The sequence below is a fragment of the Kocuria dechangensis genome, from assembly GCF_014636775.1.
In the GTDB taxonomy this organism is placed as follows: domain Bacteria; phylum Actinomycetota; class Actinomycetes; order Actinomycetales; family Micrococcaceae; genus Kocuria; species Kocuria dechangensis.
This window is the reverse complement of record NZ_BMEQ01000006.1, coordinates 118,440-143,175: the sequence shown is the minus strand read 5'-3', so window position 1 is coordinate 143,175 and position 24,736 is coordinate 118,440. Positions and strand designations below refer to the sequence as shown.

22 protein-coding genes are annotated in these 24,736 nt (G+C 74.4%); 15 read left to right on the top strand and 7 right to left on the bottom strand.

Going from position 1 to position 24,736, the window contains the following annotated elements:
- Positions 1-24 precede the first annotated feature (24 nt).
- On the top strand, positions 25-1,038 hold the full coding sequence (locus IEW07_RS08055) for a cation diffusion facilitator family transporter (protein ID WP_188536032.1): 1,014 nt from the start codon (positions 25-27) through the stop codon (positions 1,036-1,038).
- Positions 1,028-1,462, top strand: coding sequence for a YqfO family protein (locus tag IEW07_RS08050; RefSeq protein WP_371870220.1), 435 nt, complete (start codon positions 1,028-1,030; stop codon positions 1,460-1,462). Before IEW07_RS08055 ends, IEW07_RS08050 begins: the two co-directional genes overlap by 11 nt.
- On the opposite strand, the gene IEW07_RS08045 is transcribed toward IEW07_RS08050, so the two are convergent.
- Together IEW07_RS08045 and IEW07_RS08040 are read right to left on the bottom strand one after the other, a co-directional pair.
- Entirely contained in the window at positions 1,422-1,820 is a 399-nt protein-coding gene (locus tag IEW07_RS08045) for a DUF779 domain-containing protein (RefSeq protein WP_188536162.1), read from the bottom strand. The genes IEW07_RS08050 and IEW07_RS08045 overlap by 41 nt on opposite strands.
- Before the next feature lie 129 nt (positions 1,821-1,949).
- Positions 1,950-2,720: a spermidine synthase gene (locus tag IEW07_RS08040; protein WP_188536030.1), complete on the bottom strand. Its 771-nt coding sequence runs from the start codon at positions 2,718-2,720 to the stop codon at positions 1,950-1,952.
- 37 nt (positions 2,721-2,757) lie between these two features.
- On the opposite strand from IEW07_RS08040, the gene IEW07_RS08035 reads away from it, so the two are divergent.
- Entirely contained in the window at positions 2,758-4,260 is a 1,503-nt protein-coding gene (locus IEW07_RS08035) for a DHA2 family efflux MFS transporter permease subunit (RefSeq protein ID WP_371870219.1), read from the top strand.
- Positions 4,261-4,345: 85 nt separating this feature from the next.
- Here IEW07_RS08035 and IEW07_RS08030 read toward each other — a convergent pair whose 3' ends face one another.
- Entirely contained in the window at positions 4,346-4,960 is a 615-nt protein-coding gene (locus IEW07_RS08030; protein ID WP_188536026.1) for a cyclodeaminase/cyclohydrolase family protein, read from the bottom strand.
- Positions 4,961-5,276: 316 nt separating this feature from the next.
- Here IEW07_RS08030 and IEW07_RS08025 point away from each other — a divergent pair, with 316 nt between their 5' ends.
- The 6 genes from IEW07_RS08025 to IEW07_RS08000 all read left to right on the top strand — a co-directional run bounded on the left by IEW07_RS08025 (position 5,277) and on the right by IEW07_RS08000 (position 13,108).
- Positions 5,277-6,530 (top strand): endonuclease/exonuclease/phosphatase family protein, encoded by a 1,254-nt coding sequence (locus tag IEW07_RS08025; RefSeq protein WP_188536024.1) that lies wholly within the window; start codon positions 5,277-5,279, stop codon positions 6,528-6,530.
- Positions 6,527-8,356, top strand: a complete 1,830-nt coding sequence (locus tag IEW07_RS08020; protein WP_188536022.1) for a pyruvate kinase — start codon at positions 6,527-6,529, stop codon at positions 8,354-8,356. The genes IEW07_RS08025 and IEW07_RS08020 overlap by 4 nt, the downstream gene beginning before the upstream one ends.
- A 48-nt stretch (positions 8,357-8,404) precedes the next feature.
- On the top strand, positions 8,405-9,379 hold the full coding sequence (locus IEW07_RS08015) for an acyl-CoA thioesterase (RefSeq protein WP_188536020.1): 975 nt from the start codon (positions 8,405-8,407) through the stop codon (positions 9,377-9,379).
- 132 nt (positions 9,380-9,511) lie between these two features.
- Positions 9,512-10,369: a di- and tripeptidase gene (locus tag IEW07_RS08010; RefSeq protein WP_188536019.1), complete on the top strand. Its 858-nt coding sequence runs from the start codon at positions 9,512-9,514 to the stop codon at positions 10,367-10,369.
- Between the two features lie 151 nt (positions 10,370-10,520).
- Positions 10,521-11,414 carry a glycerophosphodiester phosphodiesterase gene (locus IEW07_RS08005; protein WP_188536017.1) on the top strand — a complete coding sequence of 298 codons (894 nt, stop codon included), beginning with the start codon at positions 10,521-10,523 and terminating at the stop codon, positions 11,412-11,414.
- Complete coding sequence (locus IEW07_RS08000) at positions 11,411-13,108, top strand: FAD-dependent oxidoreductase (RefSeq protein WP_188536014.1); 1,698 nt, start codon at positions 11,411-11,413, stop codon at positions 13,106-13,108. The genes IEW07_RS08005 and IEW07_RS08000 overlap by 4 nt, the downstream gene beginning before the upstream one ends.
- 124 nt (positions 13,109-13,232) lie before the next feature.
- Here the strand turns inward: IEW07_RS08000 and purB are convergent, their stop codons facing one another.
- A complete protein-coding gene (gene purB, locus IEW07_RS07995; RefSeq protein WP_188536012.1) occupies positions 13,233-14,666 on the bottom strand; it encodes an adenylosuccinate lyase in 1,434 nt (477 codons plus the stop codon).
- Positions 14,667-14,831: 165 nt separating this feature from the next.
- On the opposite strand from purB, the gene IEW07_RS07990 reads away from it, so the two are divergent.
- The 5 genes from IEW07_RS07990 (at position 14,832) to IEW07_RS07970 (ending at position 21,635) form a co-directional block, all read left to right on the top strand.
- A complete protein-coding gene (locus tag IEW07_RS07990; RefSeq protein WP_188536010.1) occupies positions 14,832-15,995 on the top strand; it encodes a histidinol-phosphate transaminase in 1,164 nt (387 codons plus the stop codon).
- Between the two features lie 58 nt (positions 15,996-16,053).
- Positions 16,054-17,391, top strand: coding sequence for a pyruvate dehydrogenase (acetyl-transferring) E1 component subunit alpha (pdhA, locus tag IEW07_RS07985; RefSeq protein WP_188536008.1), 1,338 nt, complete (start codon positions 16,054-16,056; stop codon positions 17,389-17,391).
- Positions 17,388-18,371: an alpha-ketoacid dehydrogenase subunit beta gene (locus tag IEW07_RS07980; RefSeq protein ID WP_188536006.1), complete on the top strand. Its 984-nt coding sequence runs from the start codon at positions 17,388-17,390 to the stop codon at positions 18,369-18,371. The genes pdhA and IEW07_RS07980 overlap by 4 nt, the downstream gene beginning before the upstream one ends.
- 43 nt (positions 18,372-18,414) lie before the next feature.
- Positions 18,415-19,938 (top strand): 2-oxo acid dehydrogenase subunit E2, encoded by a 1,524-nt coding sequence (locus tag IEW07_RS07975; RefSeq protein WP_188536004.1) that lies wholly within the window; start codon positions 18,415-18,417, stop codon positions 19,936-19,938.
- Between the two features lie 467 nt (positions 19,939-20,405).
- The gene (locus IEW07_RS07970; protein WP_188536002.1) at positions 20,406-21,635 is read left to right on the top strand and encodes an aminotransferase class I/II-fold pyridoxal phosphate-dependent enzyme; all 1,230 of its coding nucleotides are present in this window, start codon (positions 20,406-20,408) and stop codon (positions 21,633-21,635) included.
- Here IEW07_RS07970 and IEW07_RS07965 read toward each other — a convergent pair.
- On the bottom strand, positions 21,601-22,296 hold the full coding sequence (locus IEW07_RS07965) for a DNA-3-methyladenine glycosylase I (RefSeq protein ID WP_229741646.1): 696 nt from the start codon (positions 22,294-22,296) through the stop codon (positions 21,601-21,603). The genes IEW07_RS07970 and IEW07_RS07965 overlap by 35 nt on opposite strands.
- Between IEW07_RS07965 and IEW07_RS21740 the strand changes: the two genes are divergently transcribed.
- Positions 22,204-22,497 carry a pentapeptide repeat-containing protein gene (locus IEW07_RS21740; protein WP_371870218.1) on the top strand — a complete coding sequence of 98 codons (294 nt, stop codon included), beginning with the start codon at positions 22,204-22,206 and terminating at the stop codon, positions 22,495-22,497. The two genes, IEW07_RS07965 and IEW07_RS21740, sit on opposite strands and share 93 nt — an antisense overlap.
- On the opposite strand, the gene IEW07_RS07955 is transcribed toward IEW07_RS21740, so the two are convergent.
- Both IEW07_RS07955 and IEW07_RS07950 read right to left on the bottom strand, forming a co-directional pair.
- Entirely contained in the window at positions 22,412-23,425 is a 1,014-nt protein-coding gene (locus IEW07_RS07955; RefSeq protein WP_188535996.1) for a DUF8320 family protein, read from the bottom strand. The two genes, IEW07_RS21740 and IEW07_RS07955, sit on opposite strands and share 86 nt — an antisense overlap.
- Positions 23,422-24,717, bottom strand: a complete 1,296-nt coding sequence (locus IEW07_RS07950; protein WP_188535994.1) for a sensor histidine kinase — start codon at positions 24,715-24,717, stop codon at positions 23,422-23,424. The genes IEW07_RS07955 and IEW07_RS07950 overlap by 4 nt, the downstream gene beginning before the upstream one ends.
- Positions 24,718-24,736: the final 19 nt, after the last annotated feature.

Genomic DNA, 24,736 nt, shown 5'->3' with positions numbered 1-24,736 from the left:
GGCGGCGGGTTCTAGGATGGAGGCATGGCTCACGACCACGCCGGGGACCACGGGCACGAGGAGGCCGGTCACGGCCACTCGCACGGGCCCGGGCACTCCCACGCCGGGCCGGGCACGGACCGGTGGCGGATCGCCACGGCCTTCGGGATCACCACCGCGCTGTTCGTCGTCCAGCTGGTCGGAGCGCTGTGGACCGGCTCCCTCGCCCTGCTCTTCGACACCGCCCACGTGCTCACCGACGCCGGCGGGCTGCTGCTGGCGCTGGTCGCCGCCCACCTGAGCCTGCGCCCGCCCACGGCGCGGCGCACGTGGGGCTGGCGGCGCGCCGAGATCGTCGCCGCGGCCCTCCAGGCGGGCGTGCTCCTGGCCGTGGGGCTGTTCGTGCTCGTCGAGGGCGTGCGGCGGTTCATCGAGCCCGAGCCGGTGGCCTCCGCCGAGATGGTCGTCTTCGGCATCCTCGGCCTCGCCGGCAACATCATCGCCATGGTGGTGCTGTTCGGCGGGCGGCGCTCCAGCCTGAACCTGCGCGCGGCCATGCTCGAGGTGCTCAACGACGCCCTCGGCTCGGTCGCGGTGATCGTCGCGGCGGTGGTCATCACCCTCACCGGCTGGGTGCAGGCGGACGCCGTCGTCGCCCTGCTCATCGGCCTGCTCATCGTCCCCCGGACCCTGCGGCTGCTCGGGGAGTCCCTGTCCGTGCTCATGGAGAGCGCGCCCCCGGGCCTGGACCTGCAGGACGTGCGCGGGCACATCCTGGAGCTGCCCCACGTGGTGGGCATCCACGACCTGCACGCCTCCCGGATCTCCTCGGACCTGCCGGTGCTCACCGCGCACGTGGTGCTCGAGGACGAGTACTTCTACTCCGGCGGCTCCGCCGAGGCGCTGGGCCGGATCCAGCGGTGCGTGGCGGAGCACTTCCCCGTGTCCGTCCAGCACTCCACGATCCAGCTGGAGCCCGCCGACCACGTCGAGCCGGAGGTGTGCTCGCCCCACGACCACCGAGGAACTCAGGACCACCGAGGAACTCATGACCACTGAGGAACTCAGGACCACCGAGGAACTCATGACCACTGAGGAGCCGCGGACCCACGCGCTCGTCGTCTACGTCCCCGCCACCCACGCCGAGGCCGTCCTGCAGGCCCTGGGCGACGCCGGGGCCGGGCGCTTCGGCAACTACTCCCACACGGCGTTCGTCAGCCGCGGGACGGGCCGCTTCACGCCGCTGCCCGGGGCGAACCCCACGATCGGGGAGGTGGGGACGCCCGAGGAGGTCGACGAGGTGCGTGTCGAGGTGCTCTACCCGGCCGCCGAGCGGGAGACGGTGCTGCGGGCGATGGCCGGGGCCCACCCCTACGAGGTCCCGGCCTTCCACACCTTCCCGGTCCACGACCGGGGGCCCTCCTTCGACGAGCAGGGCCGGCTCAGGGGCCGGCCGGATCCTGCAGGAGGGTCGAGCGGATGAGGAACCGCTTGCCCTCCGGCGCCTCCACGGAGAACCCGGAGCCGCGCCCCTCGACCACGTCCACCGTGAGCAGGGTGTGCTTCCAGTACTCGAACTGCTCCCGCGAGATCCAGAACTCCAGCTCCGCCGTGGCGGGGTCCCCCGGCAGCTCGAACACCCCGAGCAGGACGTCCGCGGGCCCGGTGAGGAAGTCCCCGGCGGGATAGCACATGGGCGCGGAGCCGTCGCAGCACCCGCCCGACTGGTGGAACATCAGCCGCCCGTGCGTCTCGCGGAGCTTCCCCAGCAGCTCGACCGCCGCCGGGGTGAGGGACACCCGGGAGAAGGTCTCGCCCTCGATCGCCGGGGCGGAGGCCAGGAGCCCGCTCCGGTCGGCCTGTCCCGACTCGGCCTGCCCCGCCTCGGTCGGCTGCGTGCCGGTCTGTGCCACGGCGTCGGTCTGGTCCACGGCGCGCTCCTCGGGTCGGGTTCGGCGGTGTGACCCACGCTACAGGCGGGTGAGCAGTTCCTCCAGGCCCAGCCCGTCCAGCACGCCCGCCGGGTGGGGGCCGGCGGCGGCGAAGACCTCCCCCCACTCCCGGGGCAGCGGGCGGGTCCCGCCCAGCAGGACCAGGTTGCCGGGATAGCGCCCGCTGAGCAGCTGCCGGTCCGCCAGGCACCACACGTCCGCGAACGCCGAGCGCATCGCACGGGCCTGGGCGGCGAAGAACGCCAGCCCGGGGTCGTCGCCCACGTTCACGGCCATGACCCCGGCCGGGGACAGCAGGGCGGCGGCCTCCGCGTAGAAGGACGGCTCCGTGAGGTGGGCCGGGGCGTCACGGCCGGCGAAGACGTCGAGCACCACGAGGTCCACGGTCCCCGGCTCGGCGACCCCCGGCAGCGCCGCCCGGGCGTCGTCGACGACGATCCGCACGTCCGCCCCCGCGGGCAGGGGCAGGGCCTCGAGGACGAAGGCCGGCAGCTCCCGCTCGAGCTCGACGGCCGTCTGCGCCGACCCCGGGCGGGTCGCGGCGACGTAGCGGGCGAGGGTCAGCGCCCCGGCACCCAGGTGCACGGCGGTCACCGGCGCGCCGGCCGGGGCCACGACGTCGACGACGTGGCCGATCCGCCGCAGGTACTCGTAGAAGATCTCCGCCGGTCGCTGGAGGTCCACGTGGGACTGCTCGGCCCCGCCGATGGACAGCACCCACCCGCCCTCCGTGAACCCGTCCGGGGTGATCTCGGCGTGCACGCCGGCGTCCTTGAGGAATCTGCGCATGTCCCTATTCTTCCCGGTCCGCCCCTATGCTCTGGGGGTGACGAATCGCTCCCTCCCAGCGGGCACCGGGCCCGTCGACATCGTGCCCGCCGGCGCGGCCCCCGTTCCCGCGGCCGTCCCTCCGGCGGGTGACCTCGCCGCCCGCGACCGCCTGGTCATCGGCCTGCTGCTCGCCTCCACCTTCGTGGTGATCCTCAACGAGACCATCATGGGCGTCGCCCTGCCGCGGCTGATGGAGAGCCTGCAGATCACCGCGGTCGCCGGGCAGTGGCTCACCACGGCGTTCATGCTCACCATGGCCGTGGTCATCCCCGTGACCGGGTTCCTGCTCCAGCGCCTCGACACGCGACCGGTCTTCCTCGCCGCCATGAGCCTGTTCAGCTTCGGGACCCTGGTCTGCGCCGCCGCCCCCGGCTTCGGGACGCTGCTCGCGGGACGCGTGGTGCAGGCGACGGGCACGGCCATCATGCTGCCGCTGCTCATGACCACCGTCCTGACGCTCGTGCCGCCGACCCGCCAGGGCCGCGTCATGGGCAACATCTCCATCGTCATCTCGGTGGCCCCCGCCATCGGCCCCACGATCTCGGGGATCATCCTCAGCGCGCTCGACTGGCGCTGGATGTTCATCGTCGTGCTGCCCGTCGCGCTCGCGGCGCTGGCGCTCGGCGCGCGGCTGATGCCGAACATCACCGAGCCGCGCGCGGCGCCCCTGGACGTGCTCTCGGTGGTCCTGTCCGCGCTGGGCTTCGGCGGCCTCGTCTACGGCCTGAGCACGATCGGGGAGGGCGCCGCGGCGGCCGTCCCGGCGTGGCTGCCCCTGGGCGTGGGCGCCGCGGTCCTGGGCCTGTTCGTGCTGCGCCAGACGCGGCTCCAGCGCGCCGACCGCGCCCTGCTCGACCTGCGCACCTTCTCGTCGCGGACCTTCACCATGGCGACCGTCGTGCTCGGCGTGAGCGTGACGGCGCTGTTCGGCACCCTGATCGTCCTGCCCCTCTACCTGCAGAACGTGCAGGGCCTCGACCCGCTGGCCACCGGGCTCCTGCTGCTCCCCGGCGGGCTGGTCATGGGGGTGCTCGCCCCGGTGGTCGGCCGGGTCTACGACCGGGCCGGCCCGACGGTGCTGCTGGTGCCCGGCACCGTGGTCGTGAGCGCCGCGCTGTGGGGCTTCACCCTGGTCTCGACGACGACGCCCGTCCCGCTCGTGCTGCTCGCCCACGTGGTGCTGCACGCCGGGCTCGCCCTGATCTTCACGCCGCTGTTCACCGCCGGCCTGGGCGCCCTGCCGCAGGAGCTGCACTCGCACGGGTCCGCCGTGGTGGGGACCGTCCAGCAGGTGGCCGGCGCCGCGGGCGCCGCCCTGTTCATCACCGTGATGACGCTGGCCGCGGCGGAGCCGGCGGCCTCCGAGGTGGAGGCCGCCGCCGCGGGCGTGCGGGCCGCCTTCCTGTGCGGGGCGGTCATCTCGCTGCTCGCCGTGGCCGGTTCGTTCTGGGTGCGCCGCCCGGCCGGCCCGGACGGCGTGCTGGTCGCCGCGCACTAGCCGGACGGCGCGCCCGTGCGGCGGCCGCCGCGCACGGTGCCGGGAAGCCCACGGGCCCTGAGCCCGCGGGCGGGGAGGCCGGGGGTCAGGACCGCACGCGCTCGCGGATCCTGCCGGTGAGCTCCTCGGCGTCCTGCACGGCGCGCTCGGCGCGTCCCACCTCCGAGCGCAGCTCCTCCCGCACCGCCGGGTCCTTGAGGGACCGGAGGTTGATCTCCAGGGTGACCACGGCCGTGGTGACGGCGGCCCGGGCGGCCTCCGACGCCGCCGCCACGTCGCTGAGCACGTTGGGGTTGCACCAGCCGGTCAGGTCGCGGGCCAGGCCGACGACCTCCGCGCCCACCCCGATGAGCTCCCGCGGCGGCCGTGCGGCGCCCACCGTGGCCTCCTGGATCGCCCGGGACCGTCCGGCCTTCTGCTCCTCCGAGTCGTGGGGGAGGGCGTAGGCCTCGGACAGCGCCCCGAAGGCCTCCGCGTCGGCGTCGGCCAGCCGGAGCGCCTCGGGGATCAGCTCCTCGGCGCGGGCGGCGGCGCGCCCGGCGGCGTCGGCGTGCTCGGGGCCCGTGGTGTACCGGGCGGCCATGGCGACCAGCGCGGCCCCCAGTGCCGCCTGGAGGGCGCCGGCCGCCCCGCCGCCCGGCGCGGGCTCTCCCGAGGCCATGCGCTCGACGTAGGCCTTGACGTTCTCCGAGCTGATCACGGTGGTTCCTTCCGGTGGCAGGGACTCCGCTCCCGCGCCGAGGGGCGCGGCGGTGGCGTGCGCACGAGCCTATCCGCCCGTGCCGGCTCGCAGGGCCGGGTCGCCCGGGCCTGCCGGTGGGCCGCACAGGACCGCCGGCGGGCGTCCGACCGCCCGCCGATCCGCCGCCTCCCGGCCCGCCCCGCGGCTCGTTCAACCGCGGCTCGTTCAACCGCGGCTCGTTCAACCGTGGCTCGTTCAACCGCTGTTCGCCTGCTCCCCGTACGGTTCCGGGTGGACGGCCGGACGGACGGGCGAGGAGAATCGGAGGAGGATCATGGGCATCAGCAGGACGATCACGGCGGTGGGCCTGGCGGCGGTGCTGACGGCGGGCGCGGTGGCGCCCGCGACGGCGACCCCGGAGCAGGGCCGCGGCACGGAGCGGGGGAGGGGGCAGGCGGTGCAGGAGCCGGTGCGCTTCATGACCTACAACGCGTCCCTGAACCGCGGCACGGAGGGGCAGCTGCAGCGCGACCTCGCCACCCCGGACAACGCCCAGGCCCGCGCCGTGGCCGAGGTGATCCAGCGCGGCGCCCCGGACGTCCTGCTCGTCAACGAGTTCGACTTCGACGCCGGGGGCCGCTCCGCCGAGCTGTTCCGCGACAACTACCTGGCGGTCTCCCAGAACGGCCAGGACCCGCTGGACTACCCCTACGTCTACACCGCGCCCGTGAACACCGGCGTGCCCTCGGGCCTGGACCTGAACCAGGACGGGACGGTGGGCGGCGGCGACGACGCGTGGGGCTTCGGGCTCTTCCCGGGCCAGTACGGGATGGTGCTCTACTCGAAGCACCCCGTCGACACGGAGCGCGTCCGCACCTTCCAGCAGTTCCGCTGGGCGGACATGCCCGGCCACCTCATCCCTGCGGACTTCTACCCGGAGGAGCAGGAGGGGCTGCTGCGGCTGTCCAGCAAGTCCCACTGGGACGTGCCGCTGCGGATCGGCGGGAGGACCGTGCACGTGCTGGCCTCCCACCCCACCCCGCCCTCGTTCGACGGGCCGGAGGACCGCAACGGGCGGCGCAACCACGACGAGATCCGGTTCTGGGCCGACTACGTGGGCGGGCCCGCGGCGTCGTCGTACGTCTACGACGACGAGGGACGGCGCGGTGGGCTGGAGGCCGGGGCCCGCTTCGTGGTCATGGGCGACCAGAACGCCGACCCGCACGACGGCGACTCGTGGCCGGGCGCCATCCAGCAGCTGCTGGACCACCCGAGGGTGCAGGACCCGCTGCCCGCCTCGGCGGGCGGGCCCGAGGCCGCCGCCCGGCAGGGCGGGGCGAACCTCTCGCACGTCTCCGACCCCGCCCACGACACCGCCGACTTCTCCGACGACCCCGCCCCCGGCAACCTGCGGGCCGACTACGTCCTGCCGTCGGAGAACCTGCGGGTCGTGGACGCCGGCGTGTGGTGGCCGGCGCCCGGCGAGCCCGGGTCCGAGCTGACCGGCGAGCACCCCTTCCCCGCCTCGGACCACCGTCCGGTGTGGGTGGACGTGGCCCTCGGCGGCGGGACGGCGGGCCGGCGGTGAGCGTGTCGAGCGAGGCGGCCGCCGACGCCCTCGACCGCGTCCTCGCCCTCCTGGACGTGGTCGTCGCGGCGCGCCGCGCGGCCGTGGCGGAGATCGCCGGGGTGCGGCTGCGCCACCGGCGCTCGGCGCTCAACCTCGTGGACTACGTGGCCGTGCGCAGCCAGGACGTCCGGGAGCTGCAGCGGGACCTCAGCGCCCTCGGCCTGTCCTCGCTCGGCCGGATGGAGGCCGGGGTCACGGCGCACCTGCTCAACGTCGTCCGGGCCCTCCAGGCGCTCGCCGGGCGCCCCCTCGCGGCCCCGGAGCTCCCCGGCCTCGGGATCGAGCTCGACGAGCCGTCGCGGCCGGGCCCGGAGACCCTGGGCCGCAACACCACCGCCCTCCTGGGGACCGGCCACGGCGGGCACCACGCGCGGATCATGGTCACGTTCCCGTCCGAGGCCGCCCGGGACCGGCGGCTCGTGGAGAGCATGGTCCGCGCCGGCATGGACGTGGCCCGGATCAACTGCGCCCACGACGGCCCCGAGCAGTGGTCCGCGATGATCGACCACGTCCGGGCCGCGGCGCAGAAGCTGGACCGCGACGTCCGGGTGGCCATGGACCTGGCCGGGCCCAAGCTGCGCACCGGTCCGATCGAGCCCGGGCCCCGCGTGGAGAAGATCAAGCCCGTCCGGGACGCCACCGGGCACGTCGTGGTCCCCGCCCGCCTCTGGCTGGGCGAGCCGGACCCCGCGCTCGACGACGACGCCCCGGTCGTGCCCGTGGTCGAGCCCGCCTGGACGGCCGGCCGCACGCCGGGGGAGAGGCTGCGGCTCAAGGACGCCCGGGGCTCCGGGCGGACCCTCCGCGTGCTGGAGGCCACCGGGCCGGGCGTGCTGGTGGAGTGCTCCAAGACCGTGTACTTCGCCACCGGGCTGGTCGTCGAGGCCGAGGACGGGGCGCTCGGCACCCTCGGCGAGCTGCCCGCCGTCGAGCAGTCCATGCGGGTGCGCAACGGGGACACGGTCGTGCTGACCCGGGACCTGACGCCCGTCCCCGCGCGGGGGACGAGCCCCTTCCGGATCGGCTGCTCGCTGCCCCAGGCCTTCACCGACGCCCGCCCGGGGCAGGCGGTGTGGATCGACGACGGGAAGATCCGCTGCCGGATCCGCTCCGTCGACCCGGAGCAGATCGAGCTGGAGGTGCTGGCCGCAGGGCCGGACGGCGCCAAGCTCAGGGCGGAGAAGGGCATCAACCTGCCCGACACCGCGCTGAGCATCTCCGCGCTGACCGCGGAGGACCGGGAGTACCTGCCGTTCGTGGCGGAGCACGCGGACATCGTCAACATGTCCTTCGTCCGCTCGCGGGAGGACGTGGCGGACCTGCTCGCCGAGCTCGAGGCGATCGGCAACCACGCGCTGGACGTCACCCTGAAGATCGAGACCGTCGGCGGGTTCGAGGCGCTGCCCGTCATGCTCCTGGAGGCCATGCGCTGGGAGGACGTGGGCGTCATGATCGCCCGCGGGGACCTCGCGGTGGAGGCCGGCTTCGAGCGGCTGGCGGAGGTCCAGGAGGAGATCCTGTGGCTGTGCGAGGCCGCGCACGTCCCGGTGATCTGGGCCACCCAGGTCCTCGAGTCCCTGGCCAAGAGCGGGCTGCCGTCCCGGGCCGAGGTCACCGACGCCGCGGCGGGCCACCGCGCGGAGTGCGTGATGCTCAACAAGGGCCCGTTCGTGGTGGACGCCATCGAGGCCCTCGACGACATCCTGGGCCGCATGGAGGGCCACGCCCACAAGAAGTCGGACATGCTCCGGCGGCTCAACGCGTGGGGGCCGCTCGGCGGGTGAGCCCGGACCGGCGGGACGGCCCCGGAAACGGCGTGCGACACTAGGGGCATGGCCGCCCGTGACACCGCAGTCCTCCGCTTCCTCGCAGCCCCGACCGACGCCGGGCGGACCGGCACCGTCGACGGCGGGCGCGTGCTCGAGTGGATCGACAAGGCCGCCTACGCGTGCGCCGTCGGGTGGTCCCGCTCCTACTGCGTCACCGCCTACGTGGGCAACATCCACTTCGACCGCCCGGTGTCCGTGGGGGACATGGTCGAGGTCGCCGCGACGATCGTCTACACCGGCCGCACCTCGATGCACATCCGCGTGGAGGTGGCCTCCGCGGACCCCCGCGAGCCCGGCGTGACGCTCAAGGACACGTGCCTGATCATCATGGTCGCCGTCGACCAGGACGGCCGGCCCACCCCCGTCCCGCAGTGGGCGCCGGAGACGGAGTACGAGCGGCGGCAGTGGACCGTCACGCAGCGGCGGATCGAGCTGCGCAGCACCATCGAGAAGCTCATGGCGGAGCAGAAGTACACCGACGAGGGCACGGCCGAGGAGACGGTGCTGCGCTTCCTCGCCGCGCCCACGGACATCAACTGGGGCGGGAAGGTGCACGGCGGGACGGCCATGCGCTGGATCGACGAGGCCGCCTACGTGTGCGGGGCGAAGTGGGCGGGGCGCCCCGTGATCGCCGTCTACGCCGGCGGGGTCCGCTTCTACCGGCCCATGCACATCGGGCACCTGGTGGAGATCCGGGCGCGCCTGATCCACACGGCCGCCCGCGGCCTGCACATCTCGGTCAACGTCTGGTCGGGGGACCCCGCCACGGGGCAGCTGGAGCTGACCACCAACTGCCTCATGGTCATGGTCGCCCTCGACGACGAGGGCCGCGCCCTGCCCGCCAAGCAGTGGCACCCCGTGAGCCAGGAGGACAAGGACCTGGACGCCTTCGCCCAGGAGCTGGTCCGCCTGCGCGCCGAGTTCCCGGACTCCTACCGGAAGATCGACCCCTCGATCTCCCTCCTGCCCGAGTCCTGAGCCGGGGACCACGGGGCCGCAGCCCGCCCCGTGGGTCCTCCGCCGTGGGCGAATCCCCGCATCTGCTCAGTGGGCTGTGCATATAGTGGGGCCGACGACCGCCGTCCCCGGCACCCAAGGAGAGCACGTCCCATGGACTTCAACCCCCTCAACAAGGCGTTCGACGAGCAGGGCAAGCCCAAGCCCGCCATGAACAAGGTCCTCGACACCGTGCTGCGCGTCCAGCGCCCGGTGGTCCTGAGCTTCGTGAAGAAGGAGCGCGCCGAGCACCCGGACGAGACCCCGGAGCAGATCGCCAAGCGGCTCGAGAAGATGTACGTCCGCTCCGTCACCGTGGGCGGCGGCGCCGTGGGCGCGACCGCCGTGGTGCCGGGCGTCGGCACGATCGCGTCCCTCGGCCTGTCCTCCTTCGCCGTGATCGGCTACCTCGAGGCCACGGCCCTCTACGCCCAGGCCGTCGCGGAGCTGCACGGGGTGCACACCGAGGACCCGGAGCGGACCCGCACCATGGTCATGGCCCTCATGCTCGGCGAGGACGGCCGGCAGGTGATGAACCAGATCCTGGTCAGCGGCACCAAGGGCAAGGGCATGGTCTCCTCCTGGGGCCTGATGATGGGCAAGGACGACTCGAAGACCTTCGACGTCGGCCGCACCATCCGCAACATGTTCGTCAAGCGCTTCATCGCCAAGCAGACCGGCGCCGTCTTCGGCCGTGCCCTGCCCTTCGGCGTGGGCGCGATCGTGGGCGGCGGCGCGAACCTCGCGATGGCCAAGCAGGTCATCACCGCCACCCACGAGGCCTTCGGCCCCCTCCCGGCCGTCTTCCCGGCGGAGCTCTCCGAGGTGGACCGTGCCCCGAGCTTCCGGGACCGGAAGGCCGAGAAGAAGGCGGAGAAGAAGACCGAGCAGAAGGCCGGGGGGAAGGCCGGCGCGGACGACGGGCAGGAGGCCGACCGGTCCGCGCGCGGCGAGATCACCGGCTCCCGGTAGCAGCCGCGCGGCACGACGACGCCCCCGGTCCCGGGGGCGTCGTCGTCATTCACGGTCGATTCGCCGGAGGACGGTCTCCTGTTCACCGCACGCTCCTACCCTTGAGGTGAGCGGGTGCGCCGCCGCCCCGCCGCGAGCCGAGGGAGCCACCGTGCGACCGATCGTCTACGCCCACCGGGGAGCCAGCGCGGCCTTCCCGGAGCACACCCGGGCCGCCTACGTGCAGGCCCTGCTCGACGGCGCCGACGGCGTCGAGTGCGACGTCCACCTGACCCGCGACGGTCACCTGGTGCTCCACCACGACGCGCAGCTGGGGCGCACCAGCGACGGCCGCGGCCCCGTCGCCTCCCGCACGCTGGCCGAGCTGCGCCGCCTCGACTGGACCTCCTGGAAGGGCGTGGCCGTCCCGCCCACCCACGGCGCCGCCGACCGGCAGCTGCTGACCCTGGGCGAGCTGATCGACCTGCTGCGGGACGCCGGGCGCCCGGTCGGCCTGGCCGTCGAGACGAAGCACCCCAGCCCCTTCGGCCACCGGCTGGAGGAGGAGGTCCTGGCCCTGCTCATGCGGGAGGGCTGGGACCCGGAGACCGGGCGGCTGGAGAACATCACGGTCTCGCTCATGAGCTTCCACCCGGACGCCGTCCGCCACCTCCTGGAGTCGCTCCCGCCGCGGCTCGTGTGCCAGCTCGTGGGGACCGGCACCCGCCGCGCCGTGGGGGACGTCCTGCGGCTGGGCTCCACCACCGCCGCCGTGCTGCAGGCCGGGATGCGCCTCGTGGTGCCCCCGGCCGTGCCCGTGATCTCGAACCGGCTCGTGGACATCGCGGGCCCGGGGATGGGCTTCGTCCGGGCGCGGCCGGACCTCGTGCGGCGCTGGGCGGAGGCCGGGGCGGTGCTGCGCGTGTGGACGGTCGACACGCCCCGGGACGTGAGCCTGTGCCTGGCCCTGGGCGCGCGGGAGCTCACGACGAACCGCCCCGCCGACGTCCTGCGGTGGACGGGCGCGGACCGGGGCGTCGGCAGCGTCGATAGCATGGCCCCATGAGAATCGTCATCGTCGGCGGAGTCGCCGGAGGAATGTCCGCGGCCACCCGCCTGCGCCGCCTGATGGAGCACACGGAGATCGTCGTGCTCGAGCGCAGCGGCCACGTCTCGTTCGCCAACTGCGGCCTGCCGTACCACGTGGGCGGGGTGATCGAGGAGCGCTCCGCGCTGCTGCTGCAGACCCCGCAGTCCCTGGGCGCCCGGTTCGGGCTGGACGTCCGGGTGGGACAGGAGGTCGCCGGGATCGACCGGGCCGCGCGCACCGTGCGGGTCCGGGACCTCGCCACCGGCCGGGAGGAGGACCTCGGCTACGACGCGCTGATCCTCTCGCCGGGGGCCGGCCCCGTGCGCCCGCCGGTGCCGGGGATCGAGCGCGCCCTGGTGCTGCGCGACGTCGAGGACACGGACGAGGTCGTGGCCGCGGTCGCGGGCGCTCGCAGCGCGGTGGTCGTGGGAGGTGGCTTCATCGGCGTGGAGGTCGCGGAGAACCTCGTGCACCGCGGCCTGCAGGTGGCCCTCGTGGAGGCCACCGAGCAGATCATGGCCCCGCTCGACCCGGAGATGGTCGAGCCCGTCCACGCCCGCCTGCGCGAGCACGGGCTGGACCTGCGCCTGGGCTCGGCGGTCACCGAGGTCGGGGAGCGCACCGTGACCCTCGCCGACGGCACGGAGCTGCCGGCCGACGTCGTCATGGCCGCCGTGGGGGTCCGCCCGGACAGCACGCTGGCCCGCGCGGCGGGGCTGGAGGTGGGCCCGCGCGGCGGCATCGTCGTGGACGAGCACCTGCGCACCTCCGACCCGGACATCTACGCCGTGGGCGACGCGGTGGAGAAGAAGGACGCCCTCGACGGGTCGGCCACGCTGGTCGCCCTGGCCAACACCGCCAACCTGCAGGGCCGGCTGGTGGCCGACGTCATCGCCGGCCTGGACGTGGCGGACCGGCCCGTGCTGGGCACCTCCGTCGTCGGCGTCTTCGGCCTCACCCTCGCGTCCACGGGGTGGAGCGAGAAGCGGCTGCGGGCCGCGGGCCGGCCCTACCGGGCGATCCACACGCACCCCGCCAACCACGCCGGCTACTACCCCGGGGCCGAGGGGATGGCGCTGAAGCTGCTCGTGGACCCGGAGACCGACGCCATCCTGGGCGCCCAGGGCGTGGGCGGCGCCGGCGTCGACAAGCGCATCGACGTCATCGCGACCGCGATCACCGGCGGGCTCCGGGCCGCGGACCTCGCCGAGCTGGAACTGGCCTACTCCCCGCTCTACGGCTCCGCCAAGGACCCCGTGAACATGCTGGGCTACATCGACCGCAACCACCGGGACGGGCTCGTGGAGACCCTCCAGTGGCACGAGCTGCAGGAGCGCCTCGACGCCGGCGCCACGCTGCTCGACGTCCGCACGCCCGGCGAGCACGAGTCCATGCCGATCCCCGGCGGGATCAACATCGAGCTGGACCGCCTGCGGGACCGGATCGACGAGCTGCCCGAGGGCGAGCTCGTGGTGCACTGCCAGGCCGGGCTGCGCGGCTACCTCGCCGCGCGCGTGCTCGAGCAGCACGGCAGGCACGCCGTGAACCTCGACGGCGGCTACCTCACCTGGGCGGCCCGCCCGCCGCGGGCCGTGGCCGTCGCCGGCAGCGCGGCGGACGGCACCGGGGCGGCCGGCGACGACGCCGACCGGGGCAGCTCCGCGGGTTAGGCCCGCCCCGCCGCCCCGCCCCACGGGGTTCCGGAGGATGCGGCACGACAGCGGAGGGCCCCGGCCGGTGTCCCGGCCGGGGCCCTCCGCGTGCCGGGGCGGGTGCGTACCGTCCCGGGCGCCCTCAGTAGGCCAGGTAGTTCACGAGCTGGGCGGCGATGCCCGTGTAGGTGGCCGGGGTCAGCTCGGAGAGCCGCCGCTCGGCCTCGGGGGAGAGCCCCAGGCCGGCCACGAACTCCTTGAGCCGGGCCGAGTCCACGCGCCGGCCGCGGGTGAGGTCCTTGAGCCGCTCGTAGGGGTTGTCCATGCCCTCGACGCCGGCGATCGCCTCGGCGCGCATCACCATCTGGATCGCCTCGGCGAGCACCTCCCAGTTCTCGTCGAGGTCGGCGGCGAGCACGTCCTCGGCCACGTCGAGGCGGGACAGGCCCTTGCTGACGTTGGAGACCGCGAGCAGGGAGTGGCCGAAGGCCACGCCGATGTTGCGCTGCGAGGAGGAGTCCGTGAGGTCGCGCTGCCAGCGGGACGTCACGAGCGTGGCGGCGAGGGTGTCCAGCAGGGCGTTGGACAGCTCCAGGTTCGCCTCGGCGTTCTCGAACCGGATGGGGTTGACCTTGTGCGGCATGGTCGAGGAGCCGGTGGCGCCCTCCACCGGGATCTGGTGGAAGTAGCCGATGGAGATGTAGGACCACACGTCCGTGCAGAAGTTGTGCAGGATCCGGTTGAAGCGGGCGACGTCCGCGTAGAGCTCCGCCTGCCAGTCGTGGGACTCGATCTGGGTGGTCAGCGGGTTCCAGGTCAGCCCCAGGCCCTCCACGAAGCGCCGGGAGACCTCGGTCCAGTCGACGTCCGGGACGGAGGCGTAGTGCGCCGCGTACGTGCCGGTGGCCCCGTTGATCTTGCCGAGGTACTCGGTGCGCTCGATCCGGGCGATCTGGCGGCCCAGGCGGTGGGCGACGACGGCCATCTCCTTGCCGAGGGTGGTGGGCGTGGCGGGCTGGCCGTGGGTGCGCGAGAGCATCGGGGTCTCCGCGGCGGACCGGGCGAGCTTCTCGACGTCGGCCACGAGCTCCCGGGCGGCGGGCAGCCACACGTCGGTGGTCGCGTCCTTGACGCCCAGCGCCCAGGCGAGGTTGTTGATGTCCTCGGAGGTGCAGCCGAAGTGCACGAGCGGGACGAGGTGCTCGAGCCCCAGGGCGGGCAGGCGGCGGCCGATGTAGTACTCCACGGCCTTGACGTCGTGCACGGTGACGGCCTCGATCTCGGCGAGCTCGGCCACCGAGTCCGTGTCGAAGTCCGTGACGACCGCCCGGAGGCCGGCCTTCTGCTCGTCGTCGAGCGGGGCGAGGCCGGGCAGCACGGCGTGGTCGGTGAGGTGGAGGAACCACTCGACCTCCACGTGCACGCGGTTGCGGTTGAGCGCGGCCTCGGAGAGGTGGTCGACCAGCGGGGCGACCACGGGCTGGTAGCGGCCGTCGAGCGGACCCAGCGCGACGGGCGGGACGGCGGCGGCGAGCGCCGCGCGCCCGGAGGACAGGATGCGGTTCGTGGTGGGCATGCGGTCATTCTCCCACGGCGCCGGAGCCCTCCCGGGCGGCGCTTTGTCGTCGGTCGCCAACTTTCGGGGGGCGCGCTTGTAGCATTCCCGCCGAAAAAAACTGTACCGCCCGGACGGACGTCATCCGCCGGGGAACGCCCGGGGAGCGGGGATAGCATGACCTGCATGAGTATCGACGACGCTACCCACGTCCAGGCCGGCGACCAGCCGGCCGGCGTGGTCTCCACCGCCACCACCCCGGCGGTCCGGCCGCGCCCTGCCCTGACCCGTCTGCCCCGCTACGTGGCCGGCAAGCCTGCGGTCGCCGTGGAGGGGCTCGAGTCCTACAAGCTCTCCTCCAACGAGAACCCGTTCGGGCCCGTGCCCGCCGTCCGCGACGTCCTGGCCCGCTGGGAGGACGTCCACCGCTACCCGGAGACCACCTCCGCGGCGCTGCGCGAGGTGCTCGGCGAGTTCCTGGGGGTGCCCGCCGAGGACATCGTCACCGGCGCCGGCAGCCTCGGCGCCCTCAACCAGCTGCTGGGCGCGTTCGTGGGCACCGCCGAGGACGGCACCCCGGACGAGGTCGTCCACGCGTGGCGCTCCTTCGAGGCCTACCCCATCAGCATCGGGCTCTCCGGCGGGCTGAGCGTCCCCGTCCCGAACCGCCGCGACGGCTCCCACGACCTCGAGGCCATGGCCGCCGCCGTCACGGAGCGGACCCGCGTGGTGCTGCTGTGCACGCCCAACAACCCCACCGGCCCCAGCCTCACCACCGCCCAGGTCGAGGACTTCCTCGCGGCGGTGCCCCGCGACGTGCTCGTGGTGATCGACGAGGCCTACCAGGAGTTCCAGCGCCGCGACGACCTCGTGAACGGGGTCGACCTGTACCGCCGGCACCCCAACGTCGTCGTGCTCCGGACGTTCTCCAAGGCCCACGGGCTCGCCGGCCTGCGGATCGGCTACTCCGTGGCCGGCCAGGAGATCACCCAGTACCTGCGGCAGTCGGCCCCGGCCTTCTCCGTCACCGACCTCGCCCAGCGCGCCGCGATCGCGTCCGTGCGCCACTACCAAGAGGTCGAGGAGCGGGTGCAGCGCGTCGTCGACGAGCGGGAGCGGGTCCTGGCGGGGCTGGACGCCCTGGGCTGGACCTACCCCGAGACCCAGGCCAACTTCGTGTGGCTGAACCTGGGCGGGCACAGCGAGGCGTTCGCCGACCTGTGTGACGCCCACGCGCTGTCCGTGCGCCGGTTCGGCGCCGAGGGGATCCGCGTGACGATCGGCGAGCCGGAGGCCAACACCCGGTTCCTCGAGCTGTGCGCCCGCTTCCCCCACCCGCCCGTGCTCTGAGCCCGGGCCCGCGCAGACCTCTGCTCCCACCCGAGCACACCGAAAGGACGTCCTGACCATGGATGCCGCACCGTCGTCCCCGGCCGCCCACGCGCCGGTCCGCCCCGCCCCCGCCCCCGAGGTGCGCACCCGTCTGGTGCGCCTCCTCGACCGGGACGGCGCCGTGGCGGAGGACCCGGTCTTCTCGCCGTACGTCGCCGACGTCGACGCCGAGCAGCTGCGGAGCCTCTACCGCTCGATGTCCCTCGCGCGCCGTTTCGACGAGGAGGCCACCAACCTCCAGCGCCAGGGGCAGCTGGTGCTGTGGGCCCCGCTGCGCGGGCAGGAGGCCGCCCAGGTGGGCTCCGTGCGCGCCCTGCACCCGGCCGACCACATCTTCCCGACCTACCGGGAGCACGCGGTCGCGATCGAGCGCGGCGTGGACCCCGGCGAGCTGCTGACCGTGTTCCGCGGGCACAGCGCCGCCGGCTGGAAGCCGAGCGCGCACAACATGAGCGCGTACTCGATCGTGCTGGGCTCCCAGGTCCCGCACGCCGTGGGCTACGCCATGGGCATGGCCATGGACCGGCGAGCCGCCGAGGCGCAGGGCCAGGAGGTCGAGCCCGCCGCCACGATCGTCTACTTCGGTGACGGCACCTCGACCGAGGGGGAGGTGCACGAGGGCATGGTCTTCGCCGCGTCCTACGACGCCCCGGTCGTCTTCTTCATCCAGAACAACCAGTGGGCGATCTCCGTGCCGTTCTCCACCCAGTCCCGCGTGCCCCTGGCCGAGCGCGCGGCGGGGTACGGCTTCGAGGGGATCCGCGTGGACGGCAACGACGTGCTGGGGGTCCTCGCCGTCTCGCGCTACGCCATGGAGCAGGCCCGCACCGGCCGCGGCCCGGTGCTCGTGGAGGCCGAGACGTACCGGCTCGGCGCCCACACGACCGCCGACGACCCCACCAAGTACCGCGCCCGGGAGGACGAGCGGCACTGGGCGGAGCTCGACCCGCTGGTCCGGCTCGAGACGCACCTGCGCCGGGACCACGGCGCGGACGACGCCTTCTTCGAGGACGTCGCCGCCGCCGCGCAGGCCCTCGCCGACGAGGCCCGCGCCCACGTCCTGGCCATGGCCCCGCCGCGGTTCGAGGAGTTCTTCGACAAGCCCTACGCCGAGCCCCACCCCCTCATCGAGGAGGAGCGGGCCTGGTACGCCGCGTACCAGGCCGGCTTCGCCGACACCGCCGAGGAGGGCCCGGCCGGCGAGGACCGGGCCGACGACGACGCGGCCGGCCGCCCCGCCGCCGGTGCGCCCGGGACCGACCGCGGCACGCAGGCCGCGGGACTGACCGTGGCCGCCGACCCCGACCGCCCCGCGGAGGGCACGCTCTCCGGGACCGAGGAGGACCTCGCATGAACGACGTCGCGAACCTGACCATCGCGAAGGCGGTCAACGCGGGCCTGCGCCGGGCGCTGGAGGAGAACCCGAAGGTCCTGCTCATGGGCGAGGACATCGGCGCCCTCGGCGGGGTGTACCGCGTCACGGAGGGGCTCAAGGCCGACTTCGGCGCGCACCGCGTGCTGGACACCCCGCTGGGGGAGGCCGGGATCGTCGGCACCGCCGTGGGCCTGGCCATGCGCGGCTACCGCCCCGTGTGCGAGATCCAGTTCGACGGCTTCTCCTTCCCCGCGTTCAACCAGATCACCACCCAGCTCGCCAAGATGCGCAACCGCACCAGCGGGGACGTCACCGTGCCGGTGACGATCCGCATCCCCTACGGCGGGGTCATCGGCTCGGTCGAGCACCACTCGGAGTCCCCGGAGGCGTACTTCGCGCACACCGCCGGGCTGCGCGTGGTGACCCCGTCCAACGCCCAGGACGCCTACTGGATGACCCAGCAGGCGATCGCGTGCGAGGACCCGGTCATCGTCTTCGAGCCCAAGCGGCGGTACTGGCTCAAGGGCGACGTGGACACCGAGCGGCCCACCGCGGACCCGTTCACCGCCCAGGTGGTCCGCCCGGGCGAGGACGCGACCGTCGTCGCCTACGGCCCCCTGGTGCCGGTGGCGCTCGCCGCGGCGCAGGCCGCGGAGGAGGACGGGCGCAGCGTCGAGGTGATCGACCTGCGGTCCCTGTCTCCCATCGACTTCGACACCCTCGAGGACTCGGTGCGCCGCACCGGCCGCCTCGTGGTCGCCCACGAGGCGCCGACCTTCGGCGGGCTCGGCGGGGAGATCGCCGCCCGGATCACCGAGCGCGCGTTCTACTCCCTCGAGGCCCCCGTGCTGCGGGTCGGCGCGTTCCACCTGCCGTACCCGGTGGCGGCCGTCGAGGACCAGTACGTGCCGGACCTCGACCGGATCCTGGACGCCCTGGACCGGTCCTTCGCCTACTGAGCCGACCGGCGGCGGGCGCCCGCAAGAGAGAGTGAGTACGAACATGCCCCAGATCTTCAAGCTTCCCGACGTCGGCGAGGGCCTGACCGAGGCGGAGATCCTCGCGTGGAAGGTCGCGCCGGGGGAGACCGTGACGGTCAACCAGGTGATCGTGGAGATCGAGACGGCCAAGTCCGTCGTCGAGCTGCCCTCGCCGTACGCGGGGACGGTCATGGACCTGCTCGTGCCCGAGGGCCGCACCGTCGAGGTCGGCACCCCGATCATCTCGGTCGGCACCGCGGACGAGGCGCCCTCCGCGGCCCCGGCCCGGACCGGGGACCCCGGGCAGGCCGGGACGCCCGCCGCGGAGACAGGCGGGGAGAGCGCCCCGGGCGGCGCCGGTGAGGACTCGCGCCCGCTCGTCGGCTCCGGTCCCAAGGCGGACCCGGTGCGCCGCCGCCGGCGCGTCGCCCCGCCGCAGCAGGCACCCGTCCCGGAGCCCGCGCCCGTCCCGCAGCCGGCCAGGCAGGGCGGGTGGACCGAGAAGATCTCCCGCGGCCCCCTGGGCAGCGGGCTGGGCACCGGGCTGAGCGCCGCGCAGGGCATCGCCGACCGCGCCGCACGTCTCGCCGAGGACCGCGGGGTCTGGTTCCGGCCCGGGCGCGGCGAGGAGCCGCAGCCCTCCCGGGACGCCACGCCGCCCGCCCCCGCGGAGGTGCCCCGCCGGCCGGCGCTGGCGAAGCCGCCGGTGCGCAAGACCGCCCGGGACCTGGGCATCGACCTCGCGGACGTCCCCGCCACCGGGACCGCGGGCCAGATCACCCGGCAGGACCTGCTGGCCCACGCCGCGCGGCTGCACGAGAGCGAGCCCGGCCGCCCCGCGGCGGCCCGCGACGACGGCCGGATCGAGCGGATCCCCGTCAAGGGGGTGCGCAAGGCCACCGCGCAGAACATGGTGCGCAGCGCGTTCAGCGCCCCGCACGCCTCCGTGTTCGTGGACGTCGACGCGACCCGCACCATGGAGTTCGTCCAGCGGCTCAAGGCCTCGCCCGACTTCGAGGGCGTCAAGGTCACCCCGTTGCTCGTCGTTGCGAAGGCGGTGATCTGGGCGGTGGCGCGCACCCCCCAGGTCAACGCCACGTGGACGGACGAGGAGATCCTCGTCAAGCACTTCGTGAACCTGGGCATCGCCGCGGCGACCCCGCGCGGGCTCATGGTGCCGAACATCAAGGAGGCCCAGGACCTGTCCCTGCGGGACCTGGCCGTCGCCCTGGAGGAGCTGTCCCGCACGGCCCGGGCGGGCCGGACCCAGCCGGCGGACATGCAGGGCGGGACCCTCACCATCACCAACATCGGGCCCCTGGGCCTGGACACCGGGACGCCGATCATCAACCCCGGCGAGGTGGGCATCGTGGCGTTCGGCAGCATCCGGCAGAAGCCCTGGGTCGTGGACGGCGCCGTGGTCCCGCGCTGGGTGACCACCCTGGGCGGGTCCTTCGACCACCGTGTGGTCGACGGCGACCTCGCTGGGCGGTTCGTGGCGGACGTGGCCCGGATCCTCGAGGAGCCGGCCCTGCTCCTGGGCTGAACGGGGCCGTGCCCGCCCGGGCCGCAGGTCCCCGGCGGGCACGGCAACGGCCCCGTACCGGATCGGTACGGGGCCGTCTGCTGCGTCATCGACGAGCGGCCCCACGGCCTGCGGCTCTCCCCGGCGGGGTTCTCCCGCCACCGCCCTCCGTGGAACGGGGTGGTCCTCCACCGCGCCCGGCGTCCCATCTCCGTGGATCCGTGATTGAAATCCCCCCAGACACAATCACATCTCACTCACGATGGATCACTCGTGCGACGCGAGTCGCGGTCCGACCGACCCTTGCGGTCTCCCGCTGCGAGGCGGCAGACCTGTCCCCCCAACGTCCGGGGACCGCCTCAGCGCGTTCCCGGACGTCCAGGACTGCGACCAGTATGGTCCAGGACCGGACGGTTCGCGTCCCCCGAACGGCCTATGACGTGGTGTGACGTGCCTCACGGGGGCTCGGCGGGCCGTAGGCTGGGGACATGGTCCAGGCCCTTCCCCCGCGCCCGTCCGCCCGCTCCGCCGTCCCCGCGTTCCGGGTGATGGAGATCCTCGCCGCCGTGGAGCGCCTGCGCGCCGAGGGCCGGGACGTGATCTCCCTGTCCGCCGGTGAGCCCTCCGCCGGGGCGCCGCGGGCCGTGGCAAGCGCGGCGGCGCGCGTCCACGAGTGCAACGACCACCTGGGCTACACCCCGCCGCTGGGCACCGCACCGCTGCGCCGGGCCGTGGCCGAGCACTACGAGCGGTGGTACGGCCTCGACGTCTCGCCGGAGGACGTCGCCGTCACGACCGGAGCGTCCGGCGCCCTGGTCCTGACGTTCCTCGCCGCGTTCGACGCCGGGGACCGCGTGGCCGTGTGCCGTCCGGGGTACCCCGCCTACCGCAACACCCTGGCCGCCCTGGGCGCCGAGGTGGTGCAGCTCGACTGCGGTGCCGGCACCCGGTTCCAGCCGACCCCCGCGCTCCTCGACGCCGCCGTGGCCGCACACGGTCCGCTGCAGGGCCTCGTGGTGGCCGGGCCGGCCAACCCGACCGGCACGATGCTGGAGCCCGCCGAGATGGCCGGGCTCGCCCGGTGGTGCGCCGAGCACGGCGTCCGGCTGATCAGCGACGAGATCTACCACGGGATCGTCCACGGGGCACCGGCGGGCGCGACCGGCCCGGGCGGCGGACCGTACCGGGGCGCCAGCGCCTGGGAGCACGACCGGGACGCCGTGGTCATCTCCTCCTTCTCCAAGTACTGGGGGATGACGGGGTGGCGGCTGGGCTGGGCCCTCATGCCCCGGGACCTGGCGGCGCCGGTGGCCGCGCTCGCGGGCAACATCAGCCTGTGCCCGCCCGCCGCCGCCCAGCACGCGGCGGTGGAGGCGTTCACCCCCGAGGCCCTCGCCGAGGCGGAGCGCGCGGTGGAGCAGTTCGGGCGCTCGCGGCGGCTGCTGCTGGACGCGCTGCCGGACCTCGGCTGGGGCGGGACGGCGCCGGCGGACGGGGCCTTCTACCTCTACGCGGACCTCGGCGCCCAGCTCGAGCGCCACGGCAGCTCCCTGGAGTGGTGCCGGCGGCTGCTCGAGGAGGAGGCCGTGGCCGTGGTGCCCGGCCTGGACTTCGACGACGCCGGCGGCCACCGCACGGTCCGGCTCTCCTTCGCCGCCGGACCGGAGCAGGTCGAGGAGGCGATCACCCGGATCCTGCGGTTCCAGTCCCGGCCCTGAAACAGCCCTCGAGGTGGCCCGGAAGCACCCCGGTGCGCAGCAGGAACTGATGGGCCGTGGTGGGGCCCACGAACACGACCCCGCGGCCCTTGAGCCGCGCGGCCAGCCGGTCGCCCTCCGGCGAGCGCCCGGGCAGCTCCAGCGCGGTGCGCGGGGGCCGGGGGTCCTCGGGCCGCAGGTCCGCCACGAGCTCCGCCCAGCCGCCGCGGTCCAGCCCCGCGCACGCCCGGGCGTCGTGGACCACGGCCTCGATCTTGACGCGGTTGCGGATGACCGCGGGATCGAGGAGCAGCTCGTCGACGTCGTCCTCGGTCAGCCCGGCGAGCTCCTCGGCGACGAACCCCCGGAACGCCCGGCGCAGGCCGTCGCGGCGCTGGGCGATGCTCCAGCGGGCCAGGCCCGCCTGGAAGATCTCCAGGGCGAGGGCCTCGAACCACCCCGGGGCGTCGGCCGGGGCGGTCCCCCAGCGGCGGTCGTGCTCCTCGAGGGCGGCGGGGCCGGTGGGGGCCCAGGGGCAGCGGTGGAGGCCGTCGCCGCAGAGCACGGCGCGGAAGGCGTCGTCGGGGGCGTGCGCGGTGCGGACCTGAGCGGTGCGGACCTGAGCGGTGCAGTCCTGCGCGGTGTCGATCTGAGCGGCGGCGTGCTCGGCGGGGGTGTCCATGGGCCCACCGTAGGAGGGGGCGGGCGGGCCGCCCGCGGTCCCGCGGCCCGCTGTGGACGGGCTCCTCCCGCCGCGGGGGCCTCCGCGGCGGTGCAGTGCGGGCGCCGCGGGCGCGTCAGAAGCGGGAGACCTCGCCGGTGCCCGCGGCGATCTCGATGGCCACGGGCTCCTCGTCCTCCGTGTTGCCGTCGTGGACGATGAACACCGCCGTGGGGTCCCCCTCCGGGAAGGCGCGGATCGTGACCGAGCCGGACGTCGCGGCGTTGAGCACCTCCATGGCCTGGCGCGTGGCCGAGCGCAGCACGGCCGTGGGCAGGGGTTCGCCGCGCTCGTCGAGGATGTCGACCTGCACGCCCCGGGCCCGGGCGGCGCGGGCCACCTCCAGGAGGTAGGGGGTGGACACCGAGCGGCCCCGGATGGAGTCCCGCAGCTGCGCCTCCGTGAGCCGGAACTGCTCGATGTCGTAGTCGGTGACGGGGGAGGGGTCGTGGGCGATCCGCTCGAGCAGCCCGCCCGCCAGTCGGCGCACCTGCTGCACCCGCTGCGTCGAGGCACTGACGGTGTCCTTCTCCGCCTCGTCGTGGGTGCGGGCGGAGATCACCATCTCCCGGGCCTCGGCGAACGCCGCGGAGGAGCGGTCGTACTCCCGGGCGATGAGCTGGCTCGCGAGCAGCAGGGCCACGGAGGCGCTGTTGCTCAGCGCCGCCTCCCAGAGGCCCAGTCCGGAGCGGGCCCCCCAGGTCATGGACACGGCCACGGCGATGGCCAGGGTGGCCCAGCCCCACCCGCCGCGCCGGCGGATGCCGAGGACCACCAGGAACCCGTCGAAGCCCAGGGTGAACCACTGGCCGCCGAAGAGCTCCGCCCGCGGGTCCAGGGCGTCGAAGGAGCGCTGGATCGACACCAGCATGAGCAGCACGGCCGTCATCGTCGGCAGCTGCGGCAGCCGCCGCTGCCGGTAGGGGTAGACGACCAGGGCCACGGCCAGCACGTAGGTGACCAGGGCCGCCTGCATCAGGTCCGGCTTGTCCATGGCCGGGGTCAGCAGCACCCCCAGCACCACGGGGATCAGGAAGAACACCGCGATGGCGACCAGGGTCAGCGGGTGGAAGAGGGCGCGGTAGATCACGTCCGGGCGTCCCGCGGCCAGAGGATGGTGACGCGGGTGCCGCGGCCGGGGGCGGCGTCCACGTCCACGGCCCCGCCGACGTGCTCCACGTTGCCCACGATGGACACGCGCACGCCCAGCCGGCGGGAGTCCACGCTGCGGACCTGGAACCCGCGGCCCCGGTCCACCACCTGGAAGCGCAGGAAGAAGCCCTCGGGGTTGATGTCGGTCGGGGGGCACTCCCCGCCGTCCATGGTCACGAAGGTGACGTCCGTGCCCGAGTGGCGGGCGCTGTTGGAGACGGACTCCGTGATCGCCTGCACGAGCGCCGCCGCGGTGTCCGACGGGATGAGCGGGCGGGGCTCGCCCGGGGGACGGATGTAGGGGGTGATGCTGTTGAACCGCACCCGGTTGCGCCAGGGGGAGAGGGACTCGAGCAGGTCGTCCAGCAGGGTGTGCACCATCGTCATGGCCCCGCCCTCGGCGCGGCGCTCCTCGAACGCGAGCACGTCGAGGGCCCGCTGGGCCAGCTCGCGGGTCCGGCGCAGGACCGGTCCCGTGCTGCGGCCGGCGTCCAGCAGCGCGGCCATCACGTTGTCGTGGATCAGCCGGTCCAGCCGCTCCTGCTCCTCCGCCTGGGAGCGCGTGCGGTTGAGCTGCATCTCCTGGGCGAGGGCGTCGGCGTGGAGCTGGTCGGCGGTCTGCCCGCCCCTGTAGACCAGCGAGATCAGCACGATGATCACCACCCCGAAGGCGATCCGGCTCGTCGCGTCGAAGAGCACGCTCGTGGGGTCCTGCCCGGGGGTGGTGTAGAGCGTGACGACGACGTAGGCGGCCGTGACGACCACCAGGTAGGCGGCCGCCATCCGCGTGCTCCACACGACGACGGTCGCCGCCGCGGTCAGGAGGACGAACGGCTCCACCCAGGAGCTCTGCGTCGGCCTGACGCCCGTCCAGGCGAGGGGCAGCGTGCCCACGGCGAGCGCCACCAGCACGGGTGCCACGACGACCGGCCACAGCCGCACCTTCTGGCGGGCGCCCTGGGCCAGCAGCGCGCAGCCGTTGAGCAGCAGCGCGACGAGGAAGACCAGGTGCCAGCGCTCGAACGAGCGCAGCTGGTCCTCCACGATGGGGAGCGACTCGAGGAACAGCGCGACGGCGACCAGCCCGTGGCAGATGTTCGCCAGCAGGTAGATGCGGTACGAGTTCAGGCCCAGCTCCAGGGGGGAGGAGGGCGCCAGGAGGCTGCTCCGGCGGCGCCGGGCGGGGACCTTGCGGTAGGACAGCTGGGGCCGGGGCGCGACGTGGCTCACGACAGGGGCGTCCTCACCG